Raw genomic sequence first — 24,142 nt, 5'->3', positions numbered from 1 at the left:
TCCGCCGCCTGATTAAGGTTTTTGCCCAGAAGGGTCCACCGACGTCATGCCGCCGCCGCCCCCCGCGGAGGCCGGCGCGGCGCAAGAGGATATCTGCAATGGCTGAATACCGAACCAAGGTCTTGGTGCTGGGCTCCGGGGCGGCCGGCTGCACCGCCGCCATCTACGCCGCGCGCGCCAGCCTCGAGCCCATCATGGTGGCGGGCCTGCAACCGGGCGGGCAGCTCACCATCACCACCGATGTCGAGAACTACCCGGGCTTCGCGGATCCGATCCAGGGGCCGTGGCTGATGGAGCAGATGCGCGCCCAGGCCGCCAACGTGGGGACGCGCGTCTTCGACGACGTGATCGTCGAGGCCGATCTGTCCAAGCGCCCGTTCGTGTGCAAGGGGGATTCCGGCGACCTGTACATCGGCGAGACGCTGGTGATCGCCACCGGCGCCAGCGCCAAGTGGCTGGGGCTGGAGAGCGAGAAGACCTACGCCGGGACCGGCGTGTCGGCCTGCGCCACCTGCGACGGCTTCTTCTACCGCGGCAAGGAGGTGGCGGTGATCGGCGGCGGCAACACCGCGGTCGAGGAGGCCATCTACATGACCAACCATGCCAGCAAGGTCACGCTGGTGCACCGCCGGGACAGCCTGCGCGCCGAACGCATCATGCAGGAGCGCCTGTTCGCCAATCCCAAGATCGAGGTGCGCTGGAACACGGTGGTGGACGAGATCCTGGGCGGGGGCATGCCGCCGGGGGTGACCGGGGTGCGGCTGCGCGACGTCTCGTCGGGCGAGGTGTCGGACCTTGCCGTGGACGGCGTGTTCATCGCCATCGGCCACAAGCCCAACACCGACCTCTTCGCCGGGCAGATCGACATGGACGATACCGGCTACATCCTCACCAAGCCCGACAGCACGGCCACCAGCGTGCCGGGGGTGTTTGCCGCCGGCGATGTCCAGGACCACGTGTTCCGCCAGGCGGTGACCGCGGCCGGGACCGGCTGCATGGCGGCCCTGGAGGCGGACCGCTTCCTGGTCGCGCACAGCGCCGCGCAGGAGGTGGCCGCCTGATCCGCGTCACGTCCGTGGGGCCGCCGGGGTCCGGTGACCTGGTGGCCGGGCAGGGGCCTGTGCGGAAAGCCTTGATCTCGACCCGTCGACCGGGGTCGAATGGAGGCGCCCGGGACGGATCACGGGGTCCGTCCCGGCCCTGATCTCTGCTGGGCCACCGGACACCGGTCCTGCCACACCGACTTCACCGCCGCGACACGGCGCCAACGCAAGAGCAACACCGCACGAGCACCTCGTCACAAGAGAAGAACGGGTCGGGGACACCGCGCCCGGCGAACAGGGTTCCGTCGAACAGGGAGGAGACGGCGATGCCAGCGCGTGGTGGCGCGATGGATTGGGATAAGCTGCGCGTTTTTCACGCGGTGGCCGATGCCGGCAGCTTCACGCATGCCGGCGAGGCCCTGAACCTGAGTCAGTCGGCGGTCAGCCGGCAGATCAGCGGCCTTGAGGAGAGCCTGGGCGTCACGCTGTTTCACCGCCATGCCCGCGGCCTCATCCCGACCGAATCCGGGGAGATGCTCTACCGCACGGTGCATGAGGTGTTCGCCAAGCTGGCCATGGTCGAGGCCAAGCTGGGCGAGACCCGGGAACGGCCCGAGGGACCGCTGACGATCACCACCACCGTTGCCTTCGGGTCGCTGTGGCTGACTCCCCGGGTCAAGAAGTTCCTCGAACGCTACCCGGACATCGAGCTGACCATCATCCTCAACGACGGCGAACTGGACCTGGCCATGCGCGAGGCCGACGTCGCCCTGCGCTTCATGCCGCCGCGCCAGCCGGACCTGGTGAAGCGTCAGCTCATCACCATGCACTACCATTGCTTTGCCGCGCCCGAGTACATCAAACAGCACGGCATCCCCCAGACGCCCGCGGATCTGGACAACCACAACATCATCATCTACGGCGAAAAGTTCAAGCCGCCGGTCGAGCGCATGAACTGGTTGATAGAAGCCGGGTGCGACCCCGCGCGCCCCCGCAAACCCATCCTGCGCGTGAACAACATCTACAGCATGTTCCGCGCGGTCCAGAGCGGGCTGGGCATCGCCGCCTTGCCGGACTACTTCAGCCTGGAGGCCGGCAATCTGGTGAAGGTCTTGCCGGATTTGCGTGGCCCCGAGGTGACGATCTACTTCGTCTACGCCGAGGAGATGCGTCACTCCAAGAAGGTGGAGGTATTCCGGGACTTCCTCATCCGGGAACTGGCCCAACGCCGCTTCTGAGCGTGCGATGCGGGAGAGGGGATGCGGGCGGCGGGCGCCGCTTGATCGGTCCCTCCGCACCCGATATCGTGCAGACTCGTTGCGAGCCCGGGCCGATCGCGTCGGCATGATCGAGACCGGCGCGGCCGGGGCGGAGCGGAGGGGTCAGAACCATGTCGATACCTCGGGCCTATGCGCGTGCCGTGACCCTGGTCGGGGTCTTCCTGCTGCTCCTGTTCCTGCTGCCGTTGACCGAGGCCTGGGCGCAGGCCCCCGATCCCGCCGGCCGGGTCGAGGCCGTGCAGGGGCGGGTCGCGCTGGTGCGGGCCGGCGGCCCGGTTTCGGCTACCGTCGGGGCGGGGATCTTTGCGGGCGACGAGGTCGTGACCGGCGAGGCCGCCAAGGTGCGGATCGCCCTGTCCGGTGGCGGCTCCCTGTCGGCCGGACCCGGCAGCCGCCTGTCGGTCGACGAATACCTGCCCGACGGCACGGGCCGCAGTGGCGTGTTCGGCCTGGTGATGGGCCTGATCCGCGCCAGCCTCAACGGCGGCGAGCGCTGGGACGGCTTCGACGTGCAGACCCGGACGGCCGTGGCGTCGGTCCGGGGCACCGACTTCACGGTCGAGGCGACGCCGCTCACCACGGCCGTGTTCGCGGTCGAGGGCGTGGTCGGCGTCACCGGCCTGGCGCCGGGGTCGGAGGGGCCGGTGGTGCTGCGGGCCGGGGACGGCACCGACGTGGCGCGCGGCGCGGCGCCGAGCCCACCCGTGCAGTGGGGTGCGGCACGGGTGCGCGAGACCCTGGCACGCGCCACCCTGGACTGAGCGGCGGAGCGCGGCGGCGGTGCGGCGCCTCCTGGCCGGCGGCCTGCTCGCGGTTGCGGCGCTCGCGGCGGTGCTGCTGTACCTCGCGGCGCGCGATACCCAGGTTGCCGCCGAGGTGGAGGCCGTCACCCTCGATGCGCGCTTTCGTCTGCGCGGCCCGATAAGCCCCGGCGGCGACGTCGTGCTGGCGCTGGTCGATGACCGGACGCTGGAGGCGCTGGGGACCGCATCGCTGCCCCGCGAGGAGCTGGGCGCGGCGTTGCACCGGTTGGACGCGGCCGGGGTGCGCGCCGTCGCCCTCAACCTGTTCCTGGGGGGGCAGGCCGCCGGGTCCGGTGGGTCCGGTGGGGCCGGTGGGGCGGCCGCCGACGCGGAGTCCCTGGCGCAGACCCTCGCGGCCCTGAGGGGACCGGTGGCGGTGCCGTTCGGGGTGCTGTTCGGGGCGCCCGGCGGGGCGCCGGCGCCATCGGCGGCGCCGGCCGGCCTGGAGGCGCATGCCTACCGGATCGTGCTGCGGCCGACCGGCGATGCGGGCGGACCGGGCGCGGTCGTCGAAGCGGTGCAGAGCCCCGAGGCCGCCATACTGGCGGCGGCTGACGCCGCCGGTCACAACATGCTGATCCTGGACGCGGACGGAACCCTCCGGCACCACGACCCGGTGGTGGTTCACGCGGACACGGCCTATCCCTCCCTGGCGATCCAGGCGACCCGGCTGGCGCTGGGGGTGGCGCCCGAGGCGCTGGCCGTGCGCTGGGGCGAGGCCGTGCGGCTGGGGCCGGTGACGGTCCCGGTGGACCGGCGCACCCGCATCGCCATCAACCACTACGGCCCGGGCGGGACGCTGCCCGCCGTCTCCCTGATCGACGTGATCGAGGGTCGGGTGCCGGCCGCGGCCCTGCGCGACCGGGTGGTGATGATCGGTGGCAGCGCGGCCGGGTTCGGGGCGCGCTTCCCGTCGCCCTACGCCGAGACCCTGACGGCCGCCGAGCATGTCGGCACCATGATCGACAATATCCTGTCCGACCGCGTGCTGCGCCGGGGGACGGCGGCGCTGACGCTCGACGCGGCGGCGGTCGGGACGGCGGTGGTGGTCGTCGGGGCGGCCGCCCTCAGCCTGCCCTACGGGGTCGCGGCGGCGCTGGCCGTGGCGCTGGTGGCGGCCTGGGGCGGGGTGGCGGTGTGGGCGCTGGTGGCGGCCCATTTGTGGCTCAACGTGGCCTTCCCGGCGGCCGCCGTGGCGGCGGTGTTCGTGCCCTGCGCTTTGCACCGGCGGGCGCGCGAGCAGCGCCGGCGATGGCTGATGGAACGGCAGCGGCGCAACCTGTCGCGCTACTTCTCGCCCTCCGTGGTCGACGCGCTCGCCAACCGGGATCGTCCGTTCGCCGGCGACCGCATGATCGACGCCGCGGTGCTGTTCGTGGATATGCGCGACAGCACCCGAATCTGCGACGGTCTGGATCCGACCCAGGCCATGGACCTGCTGCGCGGCTTCCATCGCGTCGTGGAGCGCCATGTCTTCGACAACAACGGGGTGCTCGACCGCTTCATGGGCGACGGCGCCATGGCCAGCTTCGGGCCGCCCGAGCCGACGCCGGCGTTCGCGCTGGATGCGGTGCGCGCGGCCCGCGGGCTGGCCGCGGCGGTGGCTGAGTGGAGCGCCGGGCGCGAGGCCGAGGGTGCGGTGCCGATCCGCATCGGCGTCGGGGTGCACTGCGGCCGCGTGCTCATGGGCGAACTGGGCGGCGACCGGCAGTTCGCCTTCACGCTGTCGGGCGAGACCGTGGCGATCGCCAGCCGCCTGGAAAGCCTGACCAAGGAGGTTGGCGCGGTGGTGGTCGTCTCGGACGACCTGCTGCGCGCCGCCCGCGCTGTTGCGGCGGACGCCGAGCCGGCCCTGGAGGGCTATCGGCCGCTCGGCGCCCGCACCATCCGGGGCCGGGCGGCGCCGCTCGACCTGTGGGCGTGGCCCGATGCGGGCGACCCGCACAAAAATCAATAATGTAGAGCCGATTCACGTTCGAAATCGGACCGCATCTGCGGTTCCGATTTCGAGCAATCGGCGCTAGGCGGCCCGGCGCGACAGCGCCAGCCAGATCCCGCCACCGATCAAAAAACTGCCGGAGATGCGCTCCAGCCACCGGACGTTGCGGCGCGACAGCAGGGCGCCGGTTTTGCCGGCGGCGACCGCGTAGGCCCCGTCGAGGACCAGCGCGACGACCATGAACGTCAACCCCAGGAGGACCACCTGGAGGGCCGGATCGCCCGCCGGGTCGACAAACTGCGGGATGAAGGCGCCGAAGAACAGCAGCGCCTTGGGATTCGACCAGATCACCAGGAACCCCTGCCAGGCATACCGGCCGTGGGAGCGAGCGGTCCCGGCGTCGGCCTGCCCGAGCTGCCCGTCCGAGCGCCACAGCTTGAGCCCCAGCCAGATCAGGTAAGCGGCCCCCAGAAGCCGCAGCACGTCGAACACGGCGCCGGCCTGGGTCACCACGGTCTCCAGCCCGAGGGCCAGCACGCCCACCATGATGAGCAGGCCGGCCTGGGTGCCGGCCACGTTCATCAAGCCGGCGGCCGGGCCGGCGCGCAGGCTGTTGGCGATGATGACCGTGACCGTGGGGCCGGGCACGACGACGATGAGGGCGCAGGCCGCGAGGTAGGCCAGCCAGGTGGTCAGATCGAACATGGGTGCAGGGTCTCCCAGGACGGGCCGGTGCCGGCGTACGCGGGGGGGGCTACATCAGGAATCGGGTGCGGATGGTGCCGGGCACCGCCTGGAGGGCGCGGCGGATGCCCATGCCGGCCTCGATCTCCTTGTTGACGTCGACCACGACGTAGCCGATGTCGCTATCCGTGCGCAGGTACTCGCCGGCAATGTTGATGTCGCGAGACGAAAAGATGTCGTTGATCGCACTGAGAACACCGGGCACGTTCTTGTGAATATGCAGGAAACGGCTCACCCCTTCCTGTTCCGGTAGAGAGACTTCCACGAAATTTACAGCGCCGGTTGTCGATCCGTTGTCGGAGTACTTGACCAGCTTCTCGACCACCTCGGTGCCGATGTTGGCCTGTGCCTCCTCGGTCGAGCCGCCCACATGCGGCGTCAGGATGACGTTGCGCAGGCCGCGCAACGGCGAGTCGAAGGTATCGTTGCCGCCCTTGGGCTCCAGGGGGAACACGTCCACCGCGGCGCCGGCCAGGTGCCCGGTGCGCAACGCGTGCGCCAATGCGTCGATGTCCACCACCTCGCCGCGGGCGGCGTTGATGAGGAAGGCGCCGGGCTTCATCAGCCCCAGTTCGCGCGCGCCGATCATGTCGCGCGTCAGCGGCGACGACGGCACATGCAGGCTGACCACGTCGGCGCGCTCCAGCAGCGCGTCCAGGCTGCCGGCCGACGCGGCGTTGCCGATCGCCAGCTTTTCCACGATGTCGTGGAAGATCACGCGCATGCCCAACGCCTCGGCCAGGACCGAGAGCTGCGAGCCGATGTGGCCGTAGCCGACGATGCCGAGCGTCTTGCCGCGCACCTCGTGGCTGCCCTCGGCGCTCTTCAGCCAGCCGCCCTCGTGACAGGCCCACGCCTTCTGGAAGGTGCCGCGCAGCAGGCAGATGATCTCCGCCAGCACCATCTCGGCCACCGAGCGGGTGTTGGAATAGGGCGCGTTGAAGACGGGGATGCCGCGCGTCTTGGCAGCATGCAGGTCGACCTGATCGGTGCCGATGCTGAAACAGCCGATGCTCATCAGCTTGTCGGCCGCCTCCAGAACGTCGGCGGTCACCCGGGTGCGCGAGCGGATGCCCAGAACATGCGCGTCGGCCACCGCGTCCTTGAGCGCGTCGCCCGACAGCGCGGTGCGCAGATGCGTGACGTTGGTGTACCCGGTCCGCCGCAGCAGCGCGACGGCGTTCGGATGGACGTTCTCCAGCAGCAGAACCTTGATCTTGTCCTTCGGCAGAGAGAGCTTGCTCACGGTCGGCGCATCCCCAAGACTGTGGTCCCATTCGAAGGGCGAACACGGTACGACAGGGCCGCACCGGCGGCCCGTGTGCCGGGTTCCCCTACCACACCGCCGCCGTGAGAAGGGAAGGGATTTTCATGTCCGCCGAGATCGAGGCCCGCCTCAGTGCCCTGGGGATCACCCTGCCGACGGCCGCCGCGCCCGTCGCCAACTATGTGCCGGCGGTGCGCACCGGGTCCCTGGTGGTGCTGTCGGGACAGATCCCGCTGGCCGACGGCGCCCCGGCGGTCACCGGCCTGATGGGGCGCGATCTGACGCTGGAGGACGGCCAGGCCGCGGCGCGCCTGTGCGGCGTCAACCTGATCGCGCAGCTCAAGGCGGTCTGCGACGGCGACCTGGGCCGCGTCGCCCGCATCGTGCGCCTGGGGGTGTTCGTGGCGGCGACCCCGGACTACACCGACCATCCCAAGGTCGCCAACGGCGTCTCTGACCTGATGGTGGACGTGTTCGGCGAGGCCGGCCGTCATGCCCGCGCTGCCGTGGGGTGCGCGTCGCTGCCGCTCGGTGTTCCGGTCGAGGTCGACGCCATGGTCGAGATCCGGGACTGAGCCGTCGCGGCCCGCCGGCGCATCGGTGGGTCTTGGTCGGGGCGGGGTCGGTCCCCACATGCTGGCGCGGGACATCCACGGTGCCACCGCCTGCGCGAGACCATGACCCGCTGCCCGCCTGACCATGACCACGCCCCCGACGGGGCCACGGTGGCAGTCTCGGTGCTGCCCGGCCTGGGCGGCGTCGAGGCCGCCGAATGGGACGCCTGCGCCGGCGCCGACAACCCGTTCGTCAGCCACGCCTTCCTGTCGGCGTTGGAGGACTCCGGGTCGGTCGGCCCCGAGACCGGCTGGCGGCCGCAGCACCTGCGCATCGCGGCGCCGGACGGGTCCCTGCTGGCCTGTGCGCCGCTGTACCTGAAGACCCATTCCTACGGCGAATACGTCTTCGACTGGAGCTGGGCCAACGCCTACGAGCAGGCCGGCGGGCGCTACTATCCGAAGCTCCAGGGGGCTGTGCCGTTCACGCCGGTGACCGGGCCGCGCCTGCTGGTGCGGCCGGACGCGTCCGACCCGGACCATCTGCGCCGCGCCTTGCTGGCGGCGACGGTGCAACTCGCCGATCGGGCCGATCTGTCGAGCGTTCACATCACCTTTCCGACCGAGGCCGAGGCGGACCTGGGCGCGGGCCTGGGCTTCCTGCGCCGCCAGGGCCAGCAGTACCATTGGGAGAACCTGGGCTACCGCGATTTCCGGGACTTCCTGGACACGCTGGCCTCGCGTAAACGCAAGGCGATCCGCAAGGAGCGCGAGCGCGCCAACGCCCAGGGGGTGGTTTTGCGCACCCTGACCGGGGACGACCTACACCCCCGGCACTGGGACGCCTTCTACCGCTTCTACCTGTCGACGGCGGACCGCAAATGGGGCCGCCCGTATCTGACGCGGGACTTCTTCCAGATCCTGGGGGAGCGCATGCCGGACCGCGTCGCCCTGGTCATGGGCGAGGACGAGGACAGCGGCCAACTGGTGTGCGGCGCGCTGAACCTGATCGGGTCGGACGCCCTGTTCGGACGCACCTGGGGTGCCCTGGCGGAGTACAAGTTCCTGCATTTCGAGGCGTGCTACTACCGCGCCATGGACTTCGCCATCGAACACGGTCTGCGCTGGGTCGAGGCGGGCGCCCAGGGCGAGCACAAGATCCAGCGCGGCTACCTGCCGCAGGCCACGCACAGCCTGCACTGGATCGCCGACCCGGGCTTTCGGGCGGCGGTGGCCCGCTTCGTCGAACAGGAGCGGGCCATGGTGGGCGAGGACATGGCGGCCCTGGCGGCCTTCGGCCCCTATCGGCGGGGCGAGCGCCCGGAGTCGTAAGGCACCCCGGACCACGATCCGCCTGCGCGAATAGGATGTCGGGACACGTCCATTGACGGACCACGGGCGGCCGGGCTTGATGGAGCGAGCCGACCGGCCCCCGGCGAGTCCCGCCTCGGGGCAGCGGACGGTCCCCGACGCGGGGGGATCCGCCGATGGTCCAGATGACCCCCACCGCCATCCTGGGCAAATGGCTGCATGGCGTGGCCCTCGACGTCCACACCGTCAGCAGCACCTACCAGGGCGACGATGCCGACGGCCGGCCCCAGTTCCAGACCCGGCGTTCCGCCCTGGGGGACCTGCTCTACCGCCTGAAGTACAGGCAGGACCGGTCCGCCGTCGCCCCGCTGGTCGAGGCCGCGGTCACCTTTCTGGGGCCACACCGCGCCAAGTTCGACATCATCGTGCCGGTGCCGCCGTCGACGCGGCGGGCCATCCAGCCGGTGCTGGTGATCGCGCAGGGTGTGGGGGTGCGCCTCGGCAAGCCCGTCTGCGACTGTGTGTCGACCGGCGGACCCACGCAACAGATCAAGGCCGTCGAGGACCCGGTGCAGCGGGCCACCCTGAAGCACGGCTTGTACCGCGTCGATGCCGGTGTTACCTCCGGGCGGCATGTGCTGCTGCTGGATGACCTGTACCGCTCGGGGACGACCTTGAACGCCATCACCGAGGTCCTGATGGGGCAGGGCCGTGCCCAATCGGTGCGGGTGCTGACCCTCACCCGCACGCGGATCAACCGATGACCGCGGTCTTTGTGGGGGGATCGCGCCACGTCTCCCGGCTGTCGGCGGCCGTGCGGGGGCGCCTGGACTCCATCATGGCGCAGGGTCACCGGGTCCTGGTGGGCGACGCGGGCGGCGCCGATGCGGCCGTGCAGCGGCACCTGCACACCGCCGGGTACGACGCTGTGGCGGTGTACTGCTCCGGCGCGGCGCCGCGCACCAACGCCGGCGGCTGGGCGGTCGAGGCCGTGCCGGTTCCGGCGTCGGCGCGCGGGTTCGCGTTCTATGCCGAGAAGGACCGCGCCATGGCCCGCGCGGCCGACTTCGGCCTCATGATCTGGGACGGCAAGAGCCCCGGCACGGTTCTGAACGTGTTGCGGATGGTGCGTCTCGGCAAGCCGACGCTGCTCTATCGTGGCGGCGGAGAGGGTCGGGGGGACGACCACCAGGTGTTCCGCACCGGCGCCGACTGGGACCGCTTCCTGGCCGGCTGCGACGGTGCCTTCGTCGAGGCGCTGCGCCGCCGCGCCACGCCCGAGGAATGGAGCGGACCGACCCGGACATCCGAAACGGAGACCCCATGACCGAAACCGCACCGCCCGACGCCACCCTGCCCGAAGAGGCGCGCGACCTGCTCACGGTCTGGTTCGGGGCGCCGGGCGACCCCGCGCACGGCGGCTTTCGCGCTGTCTGGTTCGAGCGATCCGAGGCTTTCGACGCCCTGCTGCGCGACCGCTTCGCGAACCTGGCCGCGCAGGCGGCGCGGGGCGACCTGGACGCCTGGGCCGCGACGCCGCGCGGGGCGCTGGCCCGCATCCTGCTGCTGGACCAGGTCCCGCGCAACATCCACCGCGGCACCCCGGCGGCCTATGCCGCCGATGCCATGGCCCTGGAGGCCGCCAAGCAGGCCCTGCGCGACGGTCACGACCGGGCGCTGTCGGACCTGGAGCGGCTGTTCCTGTACATGCCGTTCCAGCACGCCGAAGACCTGGTGGAGCAGGAGCGGTCCCTGGCGCTGTACGACCGTCTCGGCATCGAGGGGGCGCAGAAGTCGGCCCACCGGCACCACGAGATCGTCGCCCGCTTCGGCCGCTTCCCGCACCGCAACGCCGTCCTGGGCCGGACGTCCACAGCCGAGGAGCTGGCGTTCCTGCAGGAGCCGAACTCTTCGTTCTGACGGCGGCTTGACGGCGGCTATCCCCGCCAGCGCAGCAGCCAGCGTTCCGCCCGGCCGATCAGAAAGGCCACCGTCAGCCCCATGACCGACAGCAGCGCCACCCCGGCGATGAGCTGATCGGTGGCCATCATGTTGCCGGCCAGCAGGATGTAGGCGCCGACGCCGTACTCGGCGCCGATCATTTCGGCCGCCACCAGCAGGATGATGGCGATCGAGGCCGAGATGCGCGCCCCCGACAGGATGGCGGGCAGGGCGCCGGGCAGCACGATCTTCAGCACCACGTCCCGCCATGGCAGGCCGAACGACTGGCCCATGCGGATCAGGGTGCGGTCGACGCTGTCCACCCCGCCGGCGGTGGCGATGATGGTCGGGAACAGGGCGCCGAAGAACAGGGTGGCGACCTTGGAGCCCTCGCCAATGCCGAACCAGATGATGAACAGCGGCAAGAGGGCGATCTTCGGGATCGGGAACAGCGCCGCCACCACCGGCCCCAGACCGGCGCGGGCCAGCGAGAACAGCCCGATGCACAGGCCCAGGCCGATGCCGGCGGCGGTGCCCAGGGTCCAGCCGATCACCAGGCGTTGCAGCGAGGCCGACAGGTGCAGCCACAGCCGGCCGCTCTCCACCAGCGACCATAGGGCCGCCGCCGCCGCGCTGGGCGCCGGCAGCACCAGCGGGCTGACCAGCCCGGCGCGGGCCGCACCCTCCCACACCGCCAGCAGCACCAGGAACACCGCCGGCCCAGCCCAGGGCAGGGGGTGGGGCCGGAACCCGCCACCGCGGAAGGGCACCGGGCGGCGGTCCTGTGGGCGGACGTCAGGCATCCAGCACCTCGCGGTCGGCGGCCTCGGCCTCGGCGCGCATCAGATCCCACAGGTGGGCCACGTGCTGCTCCAGGTCGGCGTCGCCGGGCTGGCGATCGGCCAGCGGCCGGTCGATGGTCAGGGTGGCATGGACGCGCCCCGGGCGGCGCGACAACACCACGATGGTGTGGCCCAGCCGCACCGCCTCGGCGAGGTTATGGGTCACGTAGACCGCCGTGAACCGCTCCCGCTCCCACAGCGAGACCAGATCGTCCATCAGCAACTCTCGGGTCTGGCCGTCGAGGGCCGACAGCGGCTCGTCCATCAGCATGACCGCCGGGCGCACCGCCAGCGCGCGGGCGATGGCCACGCGCTGCTTCATGCCGCCCGAGAGTTGGCGGGGGAAGGCGTCGCGGAAATCGGCCAGCTTGGTCCGGGCCAGAACGTCGGCGATGATCTCCGCCCGTTCCGCGCGGCCGAGCCGATGGTGTTCCAGCGCCAGAGCCACGTTGCCCGCCACCGTACGCCACGGCAGCAATGCGAAGTCCTGGAACACGTAGGTCAACGGGTTCAGGCAGCCGGGCGGCGGCGCGCCCTCCTGCAGGACCGAGCCGGCGCTGGGCCGCTCCAGGCCGCCGATGAGACGCAGCAGGGTCGACTTGCCGCAGCCCGACGGCCCGATCAGGCACAGGACGCGCCCGCTCTCGACCGTCAGGGTGATGTCGTCCAGCGCCGTGGTGCGGCCATAGACGTGCGAGACGCCCTCGATGGACAGGTTCACCGGTCGGCGTCCTCAGTCCGGCACGTTGTACGCCTCGACGAACCGCGTATCCACGATGTCGGTATGGTCGAAGTCGGTCGCCAGCAAGCCCTGGTCCTGGAACCACCGCACCTGCGCCGCCACGTCGCCCACATCCAGGCGGGCGTTCTCGTTGACGTAGATGGCGCCGGCCTGGATCGACGGCGCCGCCTTGTCATACGGCCGGTCGGTGTAGACGTACTGGTGGATCAGCCGCGTCATCTCGTCGGTGGCGGCCGGGTCGGCCTCCTGGTCCAGCATGACGGCCCGGTAGTCGGCGATGCCACGCTGATAGGCGCGCACGAAGCGTTCGACCAGGGCCGGCCGCTCCGCCACATTGCGGGTCGAGGTGAACAGGGTGGTGACCTGGTAGGGGGCGTAGGCGTTGACCCAGCCGATGATTTTGGCCGCCCCGGCCTTGTCCAGCGCATGGGCGATGTGCGGCACGATGATCATGGAGTCGACCTGGCCGGACTTCAGCGCGCCGATCATGGCGCCGACCTTCTGCATCGGCTTGAGACTGATCTCGGAGAGCGGGAAACCCGCGGCCTCGGCGATGCGGCCGGCCATGTAGTGGAACGACGAGCCCACCTGGGTGATCGCCAGTGAGTGGCCGGCCAGCGCCTCGGGGCTGGTCAGACCCGCGTCGTAGGCCTGATTGGAGGCCAGGACGGCCGAGCCCTCGTGGTCCGGCACCTCATGGAAATGGCCGCCGATCACCTTCAGGGCGCCGTTGCGGGCCAGGTTGAAGAACCCGCCGGTGAGCGCGGTCAGGCCGAAGTCCACGTCGCCCGACGCGATGGCGACCGCCACCGGCTGGGCGCCCTGGAAAAAGCTGAACGCGACGTCCAGGCCCTCGTCCGCGAAGTAGCCGCGCTCGTAGGCGATGAAGATCGGGGCCGACGAGGTGAAGCGCAACGCTCCCACCACCACGCGGTCGGCGCCGCCGTCTTCCGCGGCGCTGGCCGATGACGGAGCGAAGGCCGGGGCCAAAAGTCCGGCGGTGCCGAGGGCGACGGCCAGGCCGCCGGACACGACCAGGCGGGCGAGGAGACGGCGGGCGATGCGCGGCATGGGGCGAGTCCTCCGGGACGGCAGGTATCGGGTCGCGGTCCCCTGCGGGGTCGTCCGCTGCTGCCGGTTGACTGTGGGCCGGGTCACGGCCGACGGAGGCGGGAGTGTGGCCGAAAGCCCGCGGGCCTTCAAGCTGGCGGCCGCGGGCGTCAGCGCGCCGTGTCAGAGGATGCCGAAGCGCGACAGCGCGACCGCGATGTCGTCCCCGAAGCTCGGTCCCTTCTTCAGCAGGGCGGCGCGGGGCGGCAGATCCTTCAGCGCCGGGTGGCCCCATTCGTAGCTCGTCAGCAGCGCGAACGGGATGCCGCGTGTGCGGGGCATGGCCGCGAAGGCGCAGGCCAGATCGACCCCGGTCATCTCGCCGATCTCCTGGCCGGCGATGATGAGATCGGGACGGGCGCGAAACGCCTGCTCGAAGGCGTCGAACGGGACGCGAACGTTGGTGCTGCGCAACCCGCAGGCGGCGAGTTCGCGCTCCACCAGGTGGGCGCCGGCGCGGTCGCGCAGCACCAGCATCACCTCGACCGGGCGCGGCACGACGACCTCGAAGTCGATGTCGAAGGTGCGCTTGAGGGGCAGCTCGCGGACCATGCGCGCGGTGGCGTCCGGGCCTTCCAGCCGGCCCTCCAGGGCATCCTCCAGCCGGTCCGCGAAGGTGCGGATGTCGGCGAGCTGGAACGGGGTCAACTCGTGCAGCGGCCCGAGGTATTCGTCCATGCGCTGGAGCACCAGGCGTGCGCTGGGCAGCACGCCGGACGGGGCCTGGGCGGCGAGGGACCGGACCAGCGTGCGCAGGGCGGCGGCGGTCTGATCGGGCGCGGCCGCGCCGGAGATGGCGTTGGCCAGTTCGACCTCGATCCGGGCGAGGGCCTGGCGGGCGTCGTCGCGAAACTCGGCCTCGATCTCGCGGTCGAGGTCGTCGGCGCTGGGGACCAGGGGGGCAGCGGCCATGGGAGTCCTTACCTTGCAGTCGTGAACCGTGTCCGGTACCCGCGCACTCTACGCCCTCGGCCGGCGGTCGCAAAGCCCGCGCCGACGATGGCCACGCGTTGGCAACGCGCCCGTGAACGGTGTAAGAGGAGACCCGGACCGCGACCCCCGACAGCCCGGAGTCCCGGCGTGCAACCGACCCTGACCACCTACATTGCCCGGCACTTTCTGGTCGGCCTTGGTCTGACGGCCGTGGCGGTGGCCGCCCTGATCCTGCTGTTCGACGTCATCGAGCTGCTGCGCCAGACCGCGCGGATACCGGAGGCCACACTGGGGGTCGTCATGACCCTCGGGCTGCTGCGTCTGCCCCTCGTGTTGCAGACGGCGCTGCCGTTCGTGTTCCTGGCGGCGGCGCTGATCGTGTTCTGGCGCCTGTCGCGAGCGAGCGAACTGGTCATCATCCGGGCCGCCGGCGTGTCGGTCTGGCAGGTCCTGGTGCCGCTGCTGGGGCTGGTGCTGGTGCTGGGGGCCCTCAACGTCGGCATGGTCAATCCCCTGGCGGCGTCCCTGTTCACCCAGTTCGAGCGGGCGGCCCGGGACGTGGGCATCGGCGGCGACAATCCCTTTTCCCTGTCGGAAGGGGGGCTGTGGCTGCGCGAGGCACGCGACGACGGGTTCGCCATCGTGCACGCCCGCGACGCCTGGCAGGAGCGCCGGGTGCTGAACCTGTCCCAGGTCATGGTGATGGAGATGGGACCGGACGACGTGCCGACATGGCGCGTGGATGCCCCGCGCGGACAGTTGGCGGACAACCGGTTCGTTCTGGAGCAGGCGACGGTCTCGGTGCCCGGGCAACCGCCCGAGACTCAGGCGCGTCTGGTCGTGCAGACCGAGCTGTCGCTGCCCAAGATTCAGGAAAAATTCGCCGCGCCGGAGTCCATGAGCTTTTGGGAGTTGCCGGCGTTCATCGCGTTCTTCGAGTCCGCGGGGTTCTCGGCCCATGCCCACCGCATGCACTGGTACGCGCTGCTGGCGTCGCCGGCGATGTTGTGCGCCATGGTCCTGCTGGCCGCCGTGTTCGGGTTCAAGTCCAGCCAACGGCGGGGCGGCTGGCTGGCGCGCGTGGTGGGCTGCGTGGTGGCCGGATTCCTCGTCTACTTTTTCTCCCAGGTGACCTATACCCTCGGTCAGTCGCAGACCCTGCCGGTCGGTCTGGCGGCGTGGTCCCCCACCCTGGTGACGGGTCTGCTGGGCACCGCGGTCCTGTTCCACCTTGAGGATGGCTAGCGGCGGCATGACGGCCGCCGCGCGACAGCGTCCCTTGTGACGGAGTGTAGATGAGCGATCCTTCTCCCCAGGACCGGGCCGCGTTCGGCGACCGGGTGTTCGCGGTGGTGGCCGGACCCTGGGCGGTGGCCGCGCTGGTGCTGGCCGTGACGGGCGCGCGCCTGGCGCTGCTGGCCGGACCCGTGGCGCCGCCGGTGATGCCGGACGAGGCGGCCCTGTGGCTGCTGGCGCAGGCGCCGCGCCCCGCCTGGCCCGACGTCGGGTGGCTGCCGCCGTGGCTGCTGGGATGGCTGTCCGAGCGCTGCGGGGCGGACGGGCCGTGCCTGCGGCTGCTGGCCCCGCTTGCCCATGGCATCACCGCCTGGCTGATGTACCGCCTGGGGAGCGTGTTGTTCGACCCGCGGACCGGGTTCTGGTGCGCCGTGGTCACCATCACGCTGCCGCTGGTCATGCTGGGCGGGCTGATGATCGGGTCCCTGACGCTGATGCTGCCCCTTTGGACCCTGGCCCTGCTCGCCCTGGCGCGCACCCGCGCCGAGACCGGCCTCGGTCCCTGGGTTGCCCTCGGGGTCGGTGTCGGCCTGGGCCTGCTGATGCACCCCCTGATGGCGCTGTTCGTGCCGCTGGCGATGCTCTACCTGATGACCGCCGATGCGCCGGCCGGCCTGTGGCGCAGCCCCGGGCCGGCCGTGGCCGTGCTGCTGGCGGCGGTGCTGGTGCTGCCCGATCTGGTGTGGAACGCCCAGAACGGCTGGGCGGGTTACGAGCGGCTGTGGCGGTCGCTGTCGACCGGATGGCCCGCGCGCGGGGATGCGCTGGGCGCCCTGCTGCCGTCGCTGGGCCTGGGGACCGTGTTGGCCGGCCCCGTGCTGGCGGGTGTGCTGGCCTGGCTGCTCCTGCGCTTGCCGGCGGAGGCGATGGGCGGCGCGTTCCGGGACTACCGGGTGCGGCTTCTGGTGGTGTTCACCGTGCCGGTGCTGGCGGCGACGCTGGCGCTGACCCTGGTTTGGGACACCGGGGCGATGCTGACCGCCCCCGCCGTTCCGGCGGCCGTGGCCATGGGAGTCGGCTGGCTGACGGTGCGGGAGCGGGTAGGGTGGCTGCGCGCGGCGGTGGTCCTGAACCTGCTCGTGGCCGGGCTGCTGCTGCGCGGGCCGGACCTGGCGGCCCGCGCCGGATGGGTGGTGCCGGAGCCGGCGGACCTGTTCGCCGCCGGGCGCGGCTGGGACCCGGCCGGGCGCTGGCTGGCGACACTCGCCGAGACCTATGACGGCACGCCCATTGGTGCAGCCGGACCGTGGGCGCCTTTGCTGGCCTATCACGGTGCGCGCGCCGACGTGCCTGTGCGGGTGATCGGGACGGCGGCCGATGCCGGGGCCGCGGCCTTTCGCGGCCTCCTGGTGATGCCGGCCGCCCTGGCCGATGCCGATGGCGGGGCGGACGACGGAGCGGATGACGGGGCGGCGCGGGATGTCCGGGCTCGCCTGACGGTGACCCTGCCGGACGGGCGCCGGCGGGCCTGGGCCGCTGTCCTGGTGCCGGCGGAGGCGCCATGACCACGCCGAGTTGGGATACCCATCCGCTGGCGGGCTGGCGCTGTCGGCTGTTCACGGCTCTGGTGCTGGTGTTCGTGGTGGTCCCTCAGGTGGACCTTGGGGTCAGCGCGCTGTTCTACGATGCCGGGACGGGCCTGTTCGTGGCCGAAGGCCCGATTCTGAATGCCATCCGCAAGGGGGTGCCCCCGCTTCTGTACGCCGCGGTGGTGTTCGTGGTGCTGTTGTGGGTCGGCGACCGCATGGTGCCGGGACCGCGCCGGGGGCGGCCGAGCGGGCGCCAGGTGCTGTTCCTGGTGGGCAGCCTCGCCCTCGGGCCGGGACTGATCGTGAACGGCGTCCTCAAGGAATGGTGGGGGCGGGCGCGCCCGAGCGACATCGAGGCCTTCGGCGGTGCGGCGATCTACACGCCGCCGTGGATGATCGCCGACCAGTGCGCGACCAACTGTTCGTTCGTCTCGGGACACGCCGCCATCGGCTTCTGGGTGGTGGCGTTCGCGCTGCTGGTGCCGCGGCGTCACCGCGTCCCGGCGATGATCGCGGCGCTGCTGTTCGGGGCCATCGTGGGCGGTGCGCGCATCGTGGTCGGCGCCCACTTCCTGTCCGACATCGTGTTCGCGGGGGTCATCGTGATCGCGGTGACCCTGTGGCTGCACCGGACCCTGATCCTGGACGACGGCTGAGGACCGCACGAGACCGCCCCGCCCATCCGGCCCATGACGTCGCCTGCATGGGTCGGTCAGCGCGGAGTCACGCGATCATTCCGAACCATGTCGTGGTTCCGATTGATCGCGTGACTCCGCGCGAACGATATGAGTCTCTGCCAATCTTTGCGGCACACCGAAATCGCGCCGCGCGTCCGGTTTGTCGCAATCGGCTGTAACCGGCGCCACTGCGGCGGCGGCCCGATACGGTGTATGGGGCTGGCCAGTATGGGGCTGGCCAGCATGACGCCGTGTGCCGCACGCCAAAGCGCGTGTCTCGCGGCGTGGTGCCCGGGGCGAGACTCGAACTCGCATGGTGTTACCACCGCCGGATTTTGAGTCCGGTGCGTCTACCAATTCCGCCACCCGGGCCGGGTCGGCAAGGTCACGCCCAGGGTTATTGCAGGGCGCTCGGGACCCGTCAATGCCATGGATGCCGTTTTTGGCACCGTCGCCGGCGGCGGCCCGGCGGTCCGACCTACCGCGCCACCTCGGTGGGTTCACAGAACTGACCGGCCGCGCGCAACTGGTCGCACAGGCGTGGGGCGCCGCCCGGGATGGCGACCGGTCCGGCCTTGAGGCGGATGAAATCGCCCTTGCCGGGGATCGTGACCGGCTCGTAGACCGGGGTCATGCCCCGCATCAGGCCGGCGTAGCGGGTGCTCAGGGCGGTCCAGCCGGCGCGCGCGGTGTCGCTGTCGCGGTAGGAGGCCAGATGGACGTAGGCGCTGGCGGTCCCGGCGCGGGCCTGGGCCGCGGTGTCGCTGGCGGCCCCCGTCACGCCCGTGAACCGCTGCGTGACCGGATCGTCCGCGTTCGCCGTGGGTGGTCCGGCGGTGACACCCGGCTCGATCGGCAGCAGCGGGCGCGGGGCGACGGGACCGCCGTCCCTCGTGGTCGCGGGCGCTGCGGCATCGGTGGCGGTTTCGGAGCCTGGCTCGCGTGCGTCGGCCATGGACGCCGGCATGGCCCCGAGCGGCGCCGCCGGCCGGGGGCGTGCGGCTGTCTCCACGCGGGCCGCCGGCGGCGGCACCGCCGCGGCCGCGGTGTCGGCCTGGCCCTCGGGCAGGGCCGTCGCCGCCTCGCGCAGCGCGGCCCGCTCGGCATCGTACTCGCCGCTGGTGACGAGGCCGCGTCGTAGGGCGTCTTCGAGCCGGCGGGCCAGCCGGGCCGCCTCTACCGCCGTGTCGGGGCGCATGTCGGCCTCCTCGCGCACCAGCGGCTCGGCGGGCAGCAGGGCATCGAGAATGGCCCGGCGTTCGTCCGCGTGCTGGCTGGCGGACAGGGCGCCCCGCTCGAATGTGGCCCCCAGGTCCTGCAACCGGCTCACGACGGCGGTCACCCGGGGCGCCGGGCGTGCCAGGCCGGCGCTGGGTGGCGGTTCGGTCAGCGGCAGGATGGCGCCCAGGTTTGCGCGGCGGCGGTCGCGGTACTCCACATTGGTGATCAGGCCCTCGTTGTAGAGGCGTTCGAGGACGGCGAAGCGCTGCGAGATGCTGTCCCAGGCATCGTCGCGGTCGTTGGGAAAATTGCCCGGGGTCGGCGCCGGGGTTTCCATGGCGGTGGGGCCGGTGACGCCCGGCACCCGCGCGAAGCCGGCACCCACCGGCGCGGGCGGCAGCCTGTCCAGCCGGGCAGCGGCGATCTCCACCACCGGTCGGGGGGTCGAGTCCATGTCCAGCGGCGTCAGGTCGACCCGGGCGTCAGGGTCGAGGGCCAGGATCAGCTCGTAAGCGTCGCGGGCCACGGCGGGCTGGGCGGCCCGCTCCGCCAGCATGCCCTTGATGAGCAGGGCGTAGGGGTCCCGCGGGTTGAACTTCAGCGCCCGCGTTGCCCAGGCCTCGGCGTCCCCGAGTTGGCCCTTGGACAGTGCCGCCAGCGCCGAGTCGGCCGCCGGTGCCGGTGGCGCCAGGGCTTCCACCATGCCACCCTCTCCCACCGTACACCCGGCCAGCGCCAGGGTTCCGATGATGACAGCGGTGGCTCCGGCCGCGCCGAGGCGCCGGTTCAGACCGGTCGCGCCACGGACCGGAGCGTGCTGCGGCGACATGTCTCGCTCTCCTCGTCTGGACTCGCGGGGGCTGGACTCGTGGCATCATCGGCCGCGTGTCGCAGGACGCCAACCCATCATGACCCTATCTCTGACGGTGCTTTAATGCAATTGGCTAAAACCAGGAAATCAATGTCTAAACCGGATTGGCAAACCCTGTTCTCTCACGGACACACTGCCGGTGGAATAGGGGCATGGGCTGACAGCGCCGCGTTTCCGTCACACCTCTGGCATAGCGACCCCGCGTCCTTCCGTGCACAACCCGGTCCGGGCCGCCGCCGCGGCCGGAGACAGCATCGAGACCGACCATGACCGCACCCCCGATCGAAACCGAGTTGAAGCTCGCCACCTCCGAGGCCGGCCTGGCGGTCCTGCTCCGCTTGCCGTGGCTGCGCGCGCTGCGGGACGGTCCGGTGCGCACCCGGCGCCTGACCAGCACCTACTACGATACGCCCGAGGGGATCCTCTGGACCCGGGGCGTCACCCTGCGCCTGCGCCACGATGGGGCCTCATGGGTCCAGACCGTGAAGGCCGCGCCCCAGGAGGCCGCCGGCCTGTTCAAGCGCCTGGAGTGGGAGCGGTCGGTGCCCGACGGGCGGCTGGATCTGGAGCGCCCGCGCGCGGCGGGTTTGCGCAAGGCCCTGGCCGGGGTCGAGACCGCCGACGCCGTGCGGCCGTGCTTCACCACCGATATTCGGCGCACCGAGGTGCGCCTGCGCGACGGGGGCTGTACGGTCCTGATGGCCCTGGATCGCGGCGCGGTTCGCGCCAACGGCCACAGCGCCCCCGTGTGCGAGGCGGAACTGGAGTTGGTCGAGGGCACCGCGGGCGACCTCTACCGTCTGGCCGAGCGCATCGCCGCGGCGGTGCCGGTGCGACTGGAGTTGCGCGCCAAGGCGGAGCGTGGCCATGCCCTGGCCGTCTCGGCGGCGGTGCCCGGACCGCAGAAGGCACAGGCCCTGGACCTGGACCCGGACATGACGGCCGGGGCCGCCTTCCAGGCCATCGCCGGCGGCTGTCTGGCGCAGATGGCGGCCAACGTCAGGCCGCTCGTCGAGGCGCGCGACGGCGAGGCCATCCATCAGATGCGGGTGGCGACGCGGCGCCTGCGCTCGGCCATGACCACCTTCAAGGCTGTGGCGGCCGGTCCCGGTCTGACGGCCGTCAAGGACGACTTGCGCTGGCTGATGGGAAGCCTTGGGCCGGCGCGCGATGCCGACGTGTTCCTGAGCGAGATCCTGGGCCCCGTGCGGACGGTCTTCCCCGACGATCCGGGCCTCGCCAGTTTGCACGCGCTGTTCTCGGACCGGCGCGAACGCCGGTTCGACGCGGCCGTCGCGGCGGTGTCGGATCCGCGCTTCACGCGCCTGCTGTTGGGCCTGGGCGCCTGGATCGAGGCCGGGGACTGGCGCGCCAGCGGCGACGATGGTCCGCGGGAGATGCCGTTGGACCGCTTTGCACGCAAGACTCTGGAGGCGCGCTGGCGCAAGGTGGCGAAGCCGGCCCGCACGTTCGACCGCCTCTCCGACACCAAGCGCCACAAGATGCGGATTCAGGTGAAGAAGTTGCGCTATACCACGGAGTTTTTTGGATCCCTGTTCCGCAAGAAGACGGTCAAGCCGTTCGTGAAGGGGCTGTCCACGTTGCAGGACCAGCTCGGCGCGCTCAACGACGTCGCGGTGGCCAGGGAGACCCTACACGAAACCCTGCACGAGACCGTGGCGGACCAGCGCGCCGGCGACGACGGGGTCGCCGCGGCCGAGCGGGCCTGGGCGGCCGGTCTGGTGGCCGGCTGGCATCGCCGCGACGCCGGCGACCGCCTGGCCGAAGCCGGCCGCACCCTGAAAGCGGTGCGCCAGGCCGCCGGGTTCTGGCGCTGATGGGGCCGGGCGGCGAGGGACCGATCGGCTCTACGCCCCTTCCATGTACTCGCGCAGACGCTTGCGGCCGCCATAGCCCTGGGCCTTCAGGTCGACCTCGAAGGCCGGGGTCCTGGCCCGGCCCGCCGGGGTGACCTCGACCGCAACCAGGAACTTGCGTTCCCGCACCAGCTCGAACTGGGGCACGCCGCGTCCGGGCGGATACTGCTCGGCGGGCGTCAGGCCGTCGTCGTGGCGGGTGACGGGAACGATCTTGGCGATGCGCTTGCGCCCCGTCACCGCCATGCCCTTCAGGGCCAGGTCCTTGAAGGCCCGCACGCCGTCGAGCCCGTGCGCCTGCAAGACCTTGTCGTACAGATGTTCGCGCAACCGGTCGGCGTCGGCGCTGTCCGCCGGCGGACCGAGACGGCCACCCGAAAAATAGGTGTAGCCGGCCAGCTTGAAGTCATCGAGGCCGAGGAACTGGCGCAGCAGCAGGATGAAGTAGCCCTGGGACAGGCGGCCCTCGTGAAAGCCCAGGTCCTTCTCCATGTCCCGCTCGAAGCCGGGGCGGATGCCGACCAGGGTCGTGATGTTCCCGCGCATCCCCACGACGGCGCCCACCCTCAGGTCGGTCCCTCCCTTCAGGTCTGCCATGACGCGCCCTCCCGCCGCCGCGCAAAGTGTATGCGTCGCAGCCGATTAGCGCGGAACGCCGGAATACGGAATCGCATGGTGATTTCGAATTCGGGCGTTCCGCTCTGAAACCAACAGATCGCGCCGAGTCAGGCTCGAAATCGGTCCCACCCCGGTGGTTCTGATTTCGAGCGATCGGCGCTATTGCGGCACACCGACATCGCGCCGCGACTCCGGTTGGTCGCAATCGGCTGTCGGTCTCCGGCGGGCAGTGTGACTCAGCGGCGGGGGCACGGCCACTCCCGCAGCAGCCAGGGCGGCAGGTCCTCCAGTGCGGCCAGGTCGTCCAGGCTCGGTCGCCGACGCACGACGTGGAAACGGTCGCCGTCCACGAGCACTTCGGGCACCAACGGGCGGCCGTTGTACTGGTTCGCCATCACCGCGCCGTAGGCCCCGGCCGTCATGAAGGCCACCAGGTCGCCGGCCACCAGCGGTGGAAGCGTACGGTCGCGGGCGAAGGTGTCGCCCGATTCGCAGACCGGTCCCACCACGTCCAGCAGGCGCGTTTCGGTCCCCGCGGAGGGCGCGCGCACCGGCCGGATGTCGTGCCAAGCGTCGTAGAGCGCCGGGCGCATCAGGTCGTTCATGGCCGCGTCGACGATGGCGAAGGCGCGCGTGATGCCCTCTTTGAGGTAGATCACCCGCGACAGAAGCACGCCCGCATTGCCGGCGATGGCGCGCCCGGGTTCGATGGTCAGGGCGCATCCCAGGTCACCGACCGTCCGCCGCACCACCTCGGCATAGGCGGTGGGCGGCGGCGGGGTCTCGTCACCGGCATGGTAGGGCACCCCGAGGCCGCCGCCCAGGTCCAGGCGCTCCACCGCAACACCGTCGGCGCGCAGCAGCGCCACGAGATCGCGCACCCGCAGGAACGCGGCCTCGAACGGGGCGAGATCCAGGATCTGGGATCCGATGTGCAGGGCGACACCCTTGAGCGCGATCCCGTCCATCGTCCGTGCGCGGCGGAACACGGCGCGGGCGCTGGTCCATTCGATGCCGAACTTGTTCTCGGCCTTGCCCGTCGTGATCTTGGCGTGGGTGGCGGCGTCCACGTCCGGGTTGACCCGGATTGCCACCGGGGCGCGCACGCCCAGGTGTTGTGCCACCGCGTCCAGGGCCTCCAGCTCGGGCTCGCTCTCCACGTTGATCTGGTGTACGCCGGCCTGGAGCGCGGCGCCCAGCTCGGCCTCGGTCTTGCCGACGCCCGAGAAGACGATGCGGTCCGCCGGCGCGCCAGCGGCCAGGGCCAGCGCCAGCTCGCCGCCGGAGACCACGTCCACGCCCGCGCCCAGGCCCGTGACCAGACGCAGCACGGCCTTGTTGCCGTTGGCCTTCATGGCGAAGCAGATGCGGGCGTCCAGGTCGGCGAAGGCGTCGGCGAAGGCGCGGACGTGCCGGGTCAGGGTTGCGCTGGAGTAGACGTAGCAGGGCGTGCCGACGGCCTCGGCGATGGTCGTCAGCGGGACGGCCTCGGCGTGTAGCGTGCCGTCCCGATAGTGGAAATGATGCATGGCACTCGCGGCTCA

22 protein-coding genes and 1 tRNA gene are annotated in these 24,142 nt (G+C 71.4%); 13 read left to right on the top strand and 10 right to left on the bottom strand.

Features of this window, described 5'->3' with window-relative positions:
* Positions 1-98: 98 nt before the first annotated feature.
* From trxB to GGD88_RS03625, 4 genes are all read left to right on the top strand, one after another.
* On the top strand, positions 99-1,061 hold the full coding sequence (trxB, locus tag GGD88_RS03640; RefSeq protein WP_184431816.1) for a thioredoxin-disulfide reductase: 963 nt from the start codon (positions 99-101) through the stop codon (positions 1,059-1,061).
* A gap of 308 nt (positions 1,062-1,369) precedes the next feature.
* Positions 1,370-2,281, top strand: a complete 912-nt coding sequence (locus tag GGD88_RS03635) for a LysR family transcriptional regulator (RefSeq protein WP_425502566.1) — start codon at positions 1,370-1,372, stop codon at positions 2,279-2,281.
* A gap of 152 nt (positions 2,282-2,433) precedes the next feature.
* A complete protein-coding gene (locus GGD88_RS03630) occupies positions 2,434-3,084 on the top strand; it encodes a FecR family protein (protein WP_184431814.1) in 651 nt (216 codons plus the stop codon).
* A gap of 19 nt (positions 3,085-3,103) precedes the next feature.
* Positions 3,104-5,083, top strand: a complete 1,980-nt coding sequence (locus GGD88_RS03625; protein WP_184431811.1) for a CHASE2 domain-containing protein — start codon at positions 3,104-3,106, stop codon at positions 5,081-5,083.
* 63 nt (positions 5,084-5,146) lie between these two features.
* On the opposite strand, the gene GGD88_RS03620 is transcribed toward GGD88_RS03625, so the two are convergent.
* Complete coding sequence (locus GGD88_RS03620; protein ID WP_184431809.1) at positions 5,147-5,770, bottom strand: LysE family translocator; 624 nt, start codon at positions 5,768-5,770, stop codon at positions 5,147-5,149.
* Between the two features lie 49 nt (positions 5,771-5,819).
* Positions 5,820-7,055 (bottom strand): phosphoglycerate dehydrogenase, encoded by a 1,236-nt coding sequence (gene serA, locus GGD88_RS03615; protein WP_184431806.1) that lies wholly within the window; start codon positions 7,053-7,055, stop codon positions 5,820-5,822.
* A 125-nt stretch (positions 7,056-7,180) separates the two neighbouring features.
* Here serA and GGD88_RS03610 point away from each other — a divergent pair, with 125 nt between their 5' ends.
* The 5 genes from GGD88_RS03610 (at position 7,181) to GGD88_RS03590 (ending at position 10,861) form a co-directional block, all read left to right on the top strand.
* Positions 7,181-7,651, top strand: a complete 471-nt coding sequence (locus GGD88_RS03610) for a RidA family protein (RefSeq protein WP_184431804.1) — start codon at positions 7,181-7,183, stop codon at positions 7,649-7,651.
* A gap of 102 nt (positions 7,652-7,753) precedes the next feature.
* Positions 7,754-8,962, top strand: a complete 1,209-nt coding sequence (locus tag GGD88_RS03605; RefSeq protein WP_184431802.1) for a GNAT family N-acetyltransferase — start codon at positions 7,754-7,756, stop codon at positions 8,960-8,962.
* A gap of 155 nt (positions 8,963-9,117) precedes the next feature.
* Positions 9,118-9,705: a ComF family protein gene (locus GGD88_RS03600; protein ID WP_184431800.1), complete on the top strand. Its 588-nt coding sequence runs from the start codon at positions 9,118-9,120 to the stop codon at positions 9,703-9,705.
* The gene (locus tag GGD88_RS03595; RefSeq protein WP_184431798.1) at positions 9,702-10,268 is read left to right on the top strand and encodes a hypothetical protein; all 567 of its coding nucleotides are present in this window, start codon (positions 9,702-9,704) and stop codon (positions 10,266-10,268) included. Before GGD88_RS03600 ends, GGD88_RS03595 begins: the two co-directional genes overlap by 4 nt.
* Positions 10,265-10,861 (top strand): DUF924 family protein, encoded by a 597-nt coding sequence (locus GGD88_RS03590; protein WP_184431796.1) that lies wholly within the window; start codon positions 10,265-10,267, stop codon positions 10,859-10,861. Before GGD88_RS03595 ends, GGD88_RS03590 begins: the two co-directional genes overlap by 4 nt.
* Positions 10,862-10,878: 17 nt before the next feature.
* Here the strand turns inward: GGD88_RS03590 and GGD88_RS03585 are convergent, their stop codons facing one another.
* The 4 genes from GGD88_RS03585 to GGD88_RS03570 form a co-directional block, all read right to left on the bottom strand.
* On the bottom strand, positions 10,879-11,685 hold the full coding sequence (locus tag GGD88_RS03585; RefSeq protein ID WP_184431794.1) for an ABC transporter permease: 807 nt from the start codon (positions 11,683-11,685) through the stop codon (positions 10,879-10,881).
* A complete protein-coding gene (locus GGD88_RS03580) occupies positions 11,678-12,445 on the bottom strand; it encodes an ATP-binding cassette domain-containing protein (protein WP_184431792.1) in 768 nt (255 codons plus the stop codon). The genes GGD88_RS03585 and GGD88_RS03580 overlap by 8 nt, the downstream gene beginning before the upstream one ends.
* 12 nt (positions 12,446-12,457) lie before the next feature.
* Positions 12,458-13,537, bottom strand: coding sequence for an ABC transporter substrate-binding protein (locus tag GGD88_RS03575; RefSeq protein WP_184431790.1), 1,080 nt, complete (start codon positions 13,535-13,537; stop codon positions 12,458-12,460).
* Positions 13,538-13,699: 162 nt separating this feature from the next.
* Positions 13,700-14,488: a response regulator gene (locus GGD88_RS03570; protein ID WP_184431788.1), complete on the bottom strand. Its 789-nt coding sequence runs from the start codon at positions 14,486-14,488 to the stop codon at positions 13,700-13,702.
* A gap of 168 nt (positions 14,489-14,656) precedes the next feature.
* Between GGD88_RS03570 and GGD88_RS03565 the strand changes: the two genes are divergently transcribed.
* From GGD88_RS03565 to GGD88_RS03555, 3 genes are read left to right on the top strand one after another with little or no spacing between them, the layout of a single operon-like run.
* On the top strand, positions 14,657-15,754 hold the full coding sequence (locus tag GGD88_RS03565; RefSeq protein ID WP_343056237.1) for an LptF/LptG family permease: 1,098 nt from the start codon (positions 14,657-14,659) through the stop codon (positions 15,752-15,754).
* 50 nt (positions 15,755-15,804) lie between these two features.
* Positions 15,805-17,310: a glycosyltransferase family 39 protein gene (locus GGD88_RS03560; RefSeq protein WP_184431784.1), complete on the top strand. Its 1,506-nt coding sequence runs from the start codon at positions 15,805-15,807 to the stop codon at positions 17,308-17,310.
* Positions 17,307-17,990, top strand: coding sequence for a phosphatase PAP2 family protein (locus GGD88_RS03555; protein WP_184431783.1), 684 nt, complete (start codon positions 17,307-17,309; stop codon positions 17,988-17,990). The genes GGD88_RS03560 and GGD88_RS03555 overlap by 4 nt, the downstream gene beginning before the upstream one ends.
* Positions 17,991-18,296: 306 nt before the next feature.
* On the opposite strand, the gene GGD88_RS03550 is transcribed toward GGD88_RS03555, so the two are convergent.
* Both GGD88_RS03550 and GGD88_RS03545 read right to left on the bottom strand, forming a co-directional pair.
* Positions 18,297-18,383, bottom strand: a tRNA-Leu gene (locus tag GGD88_RS03550).
* 106 nt (positions 18,384-18,489) lie between these two features.
* On the bottom strand, positions 18,490-20,061 hold the full coding sequence (locus tag GGD88_RS03545; RefSeq protein ID WP_184431781.1) for a hypothetical protein: 1,572 nt from the start codon (positions 20,059-20,061) through the stop codon (positions 18,490-18,492).
* Between the two features lie 308 nt (positions 20,062-20,369).
* On the opposite strand from GGD88_RS03545, the gene GGD88_RS03540 reads away from it, so the two are divergent.
* On the top strand, positions 20,370-21,941 hold the full coding sequence (locus GGD88_RS03540; RefSeq protein ID WP_184431779.1) for a CYTH and CHAD domain-containing protein: 1,572 nt from the start codon (positions 20,370-20,372) through the stop codon (positions 21,939-21,941).
* A 30-nt stretch (positions 21,942-21,971) separates the two neighbouring features.
* Here GGD88_RS03540 and GGD88_RS03535 read toward each other — a convergent pair whose 3' ends face one another.
* Positions 21,972-22,577: a hypothetical protein gene (locus GGD88_RS03535; protein ID WP_184431777.1), complete on the bottom strand. Its 606-nt coding sequence runs from the start codon at positions 22,575-22,577 to the stop codon at positions 21,972-21,974.
* 257 nt (positions 22,578-22,834) lie between these two features.
* The gene (lysA, locus tag GGD88_RS03530; RefSeq protein ID WP_184431775.1) at positions 22,835-24,127 is read right to left on the bottom strand and encodes a diaminopimelate decarboxylase; all 1,293 of its coding nucleotides are present in this window, start codon (positions 24,125-24,127) and stop codon (positions 22,835-22,837) included.
* Between the last annotated feature and the right edge of the window lie 15 nt (positions 24,128-24,142).

This window comes from Roseospira goensis, assembly GCF_014197795.1.
Taxonomy (GTDB): domain Bacteria; phylum Pseudomonadota; class Alphaproteobacteria; order Rhodospirillales; family Rhodospirillaceae; genus Rhodospira; species Rhodospira goensis.
This window is presented reverse-complemented; position numbering and strand designations above follow the sequence as displayed.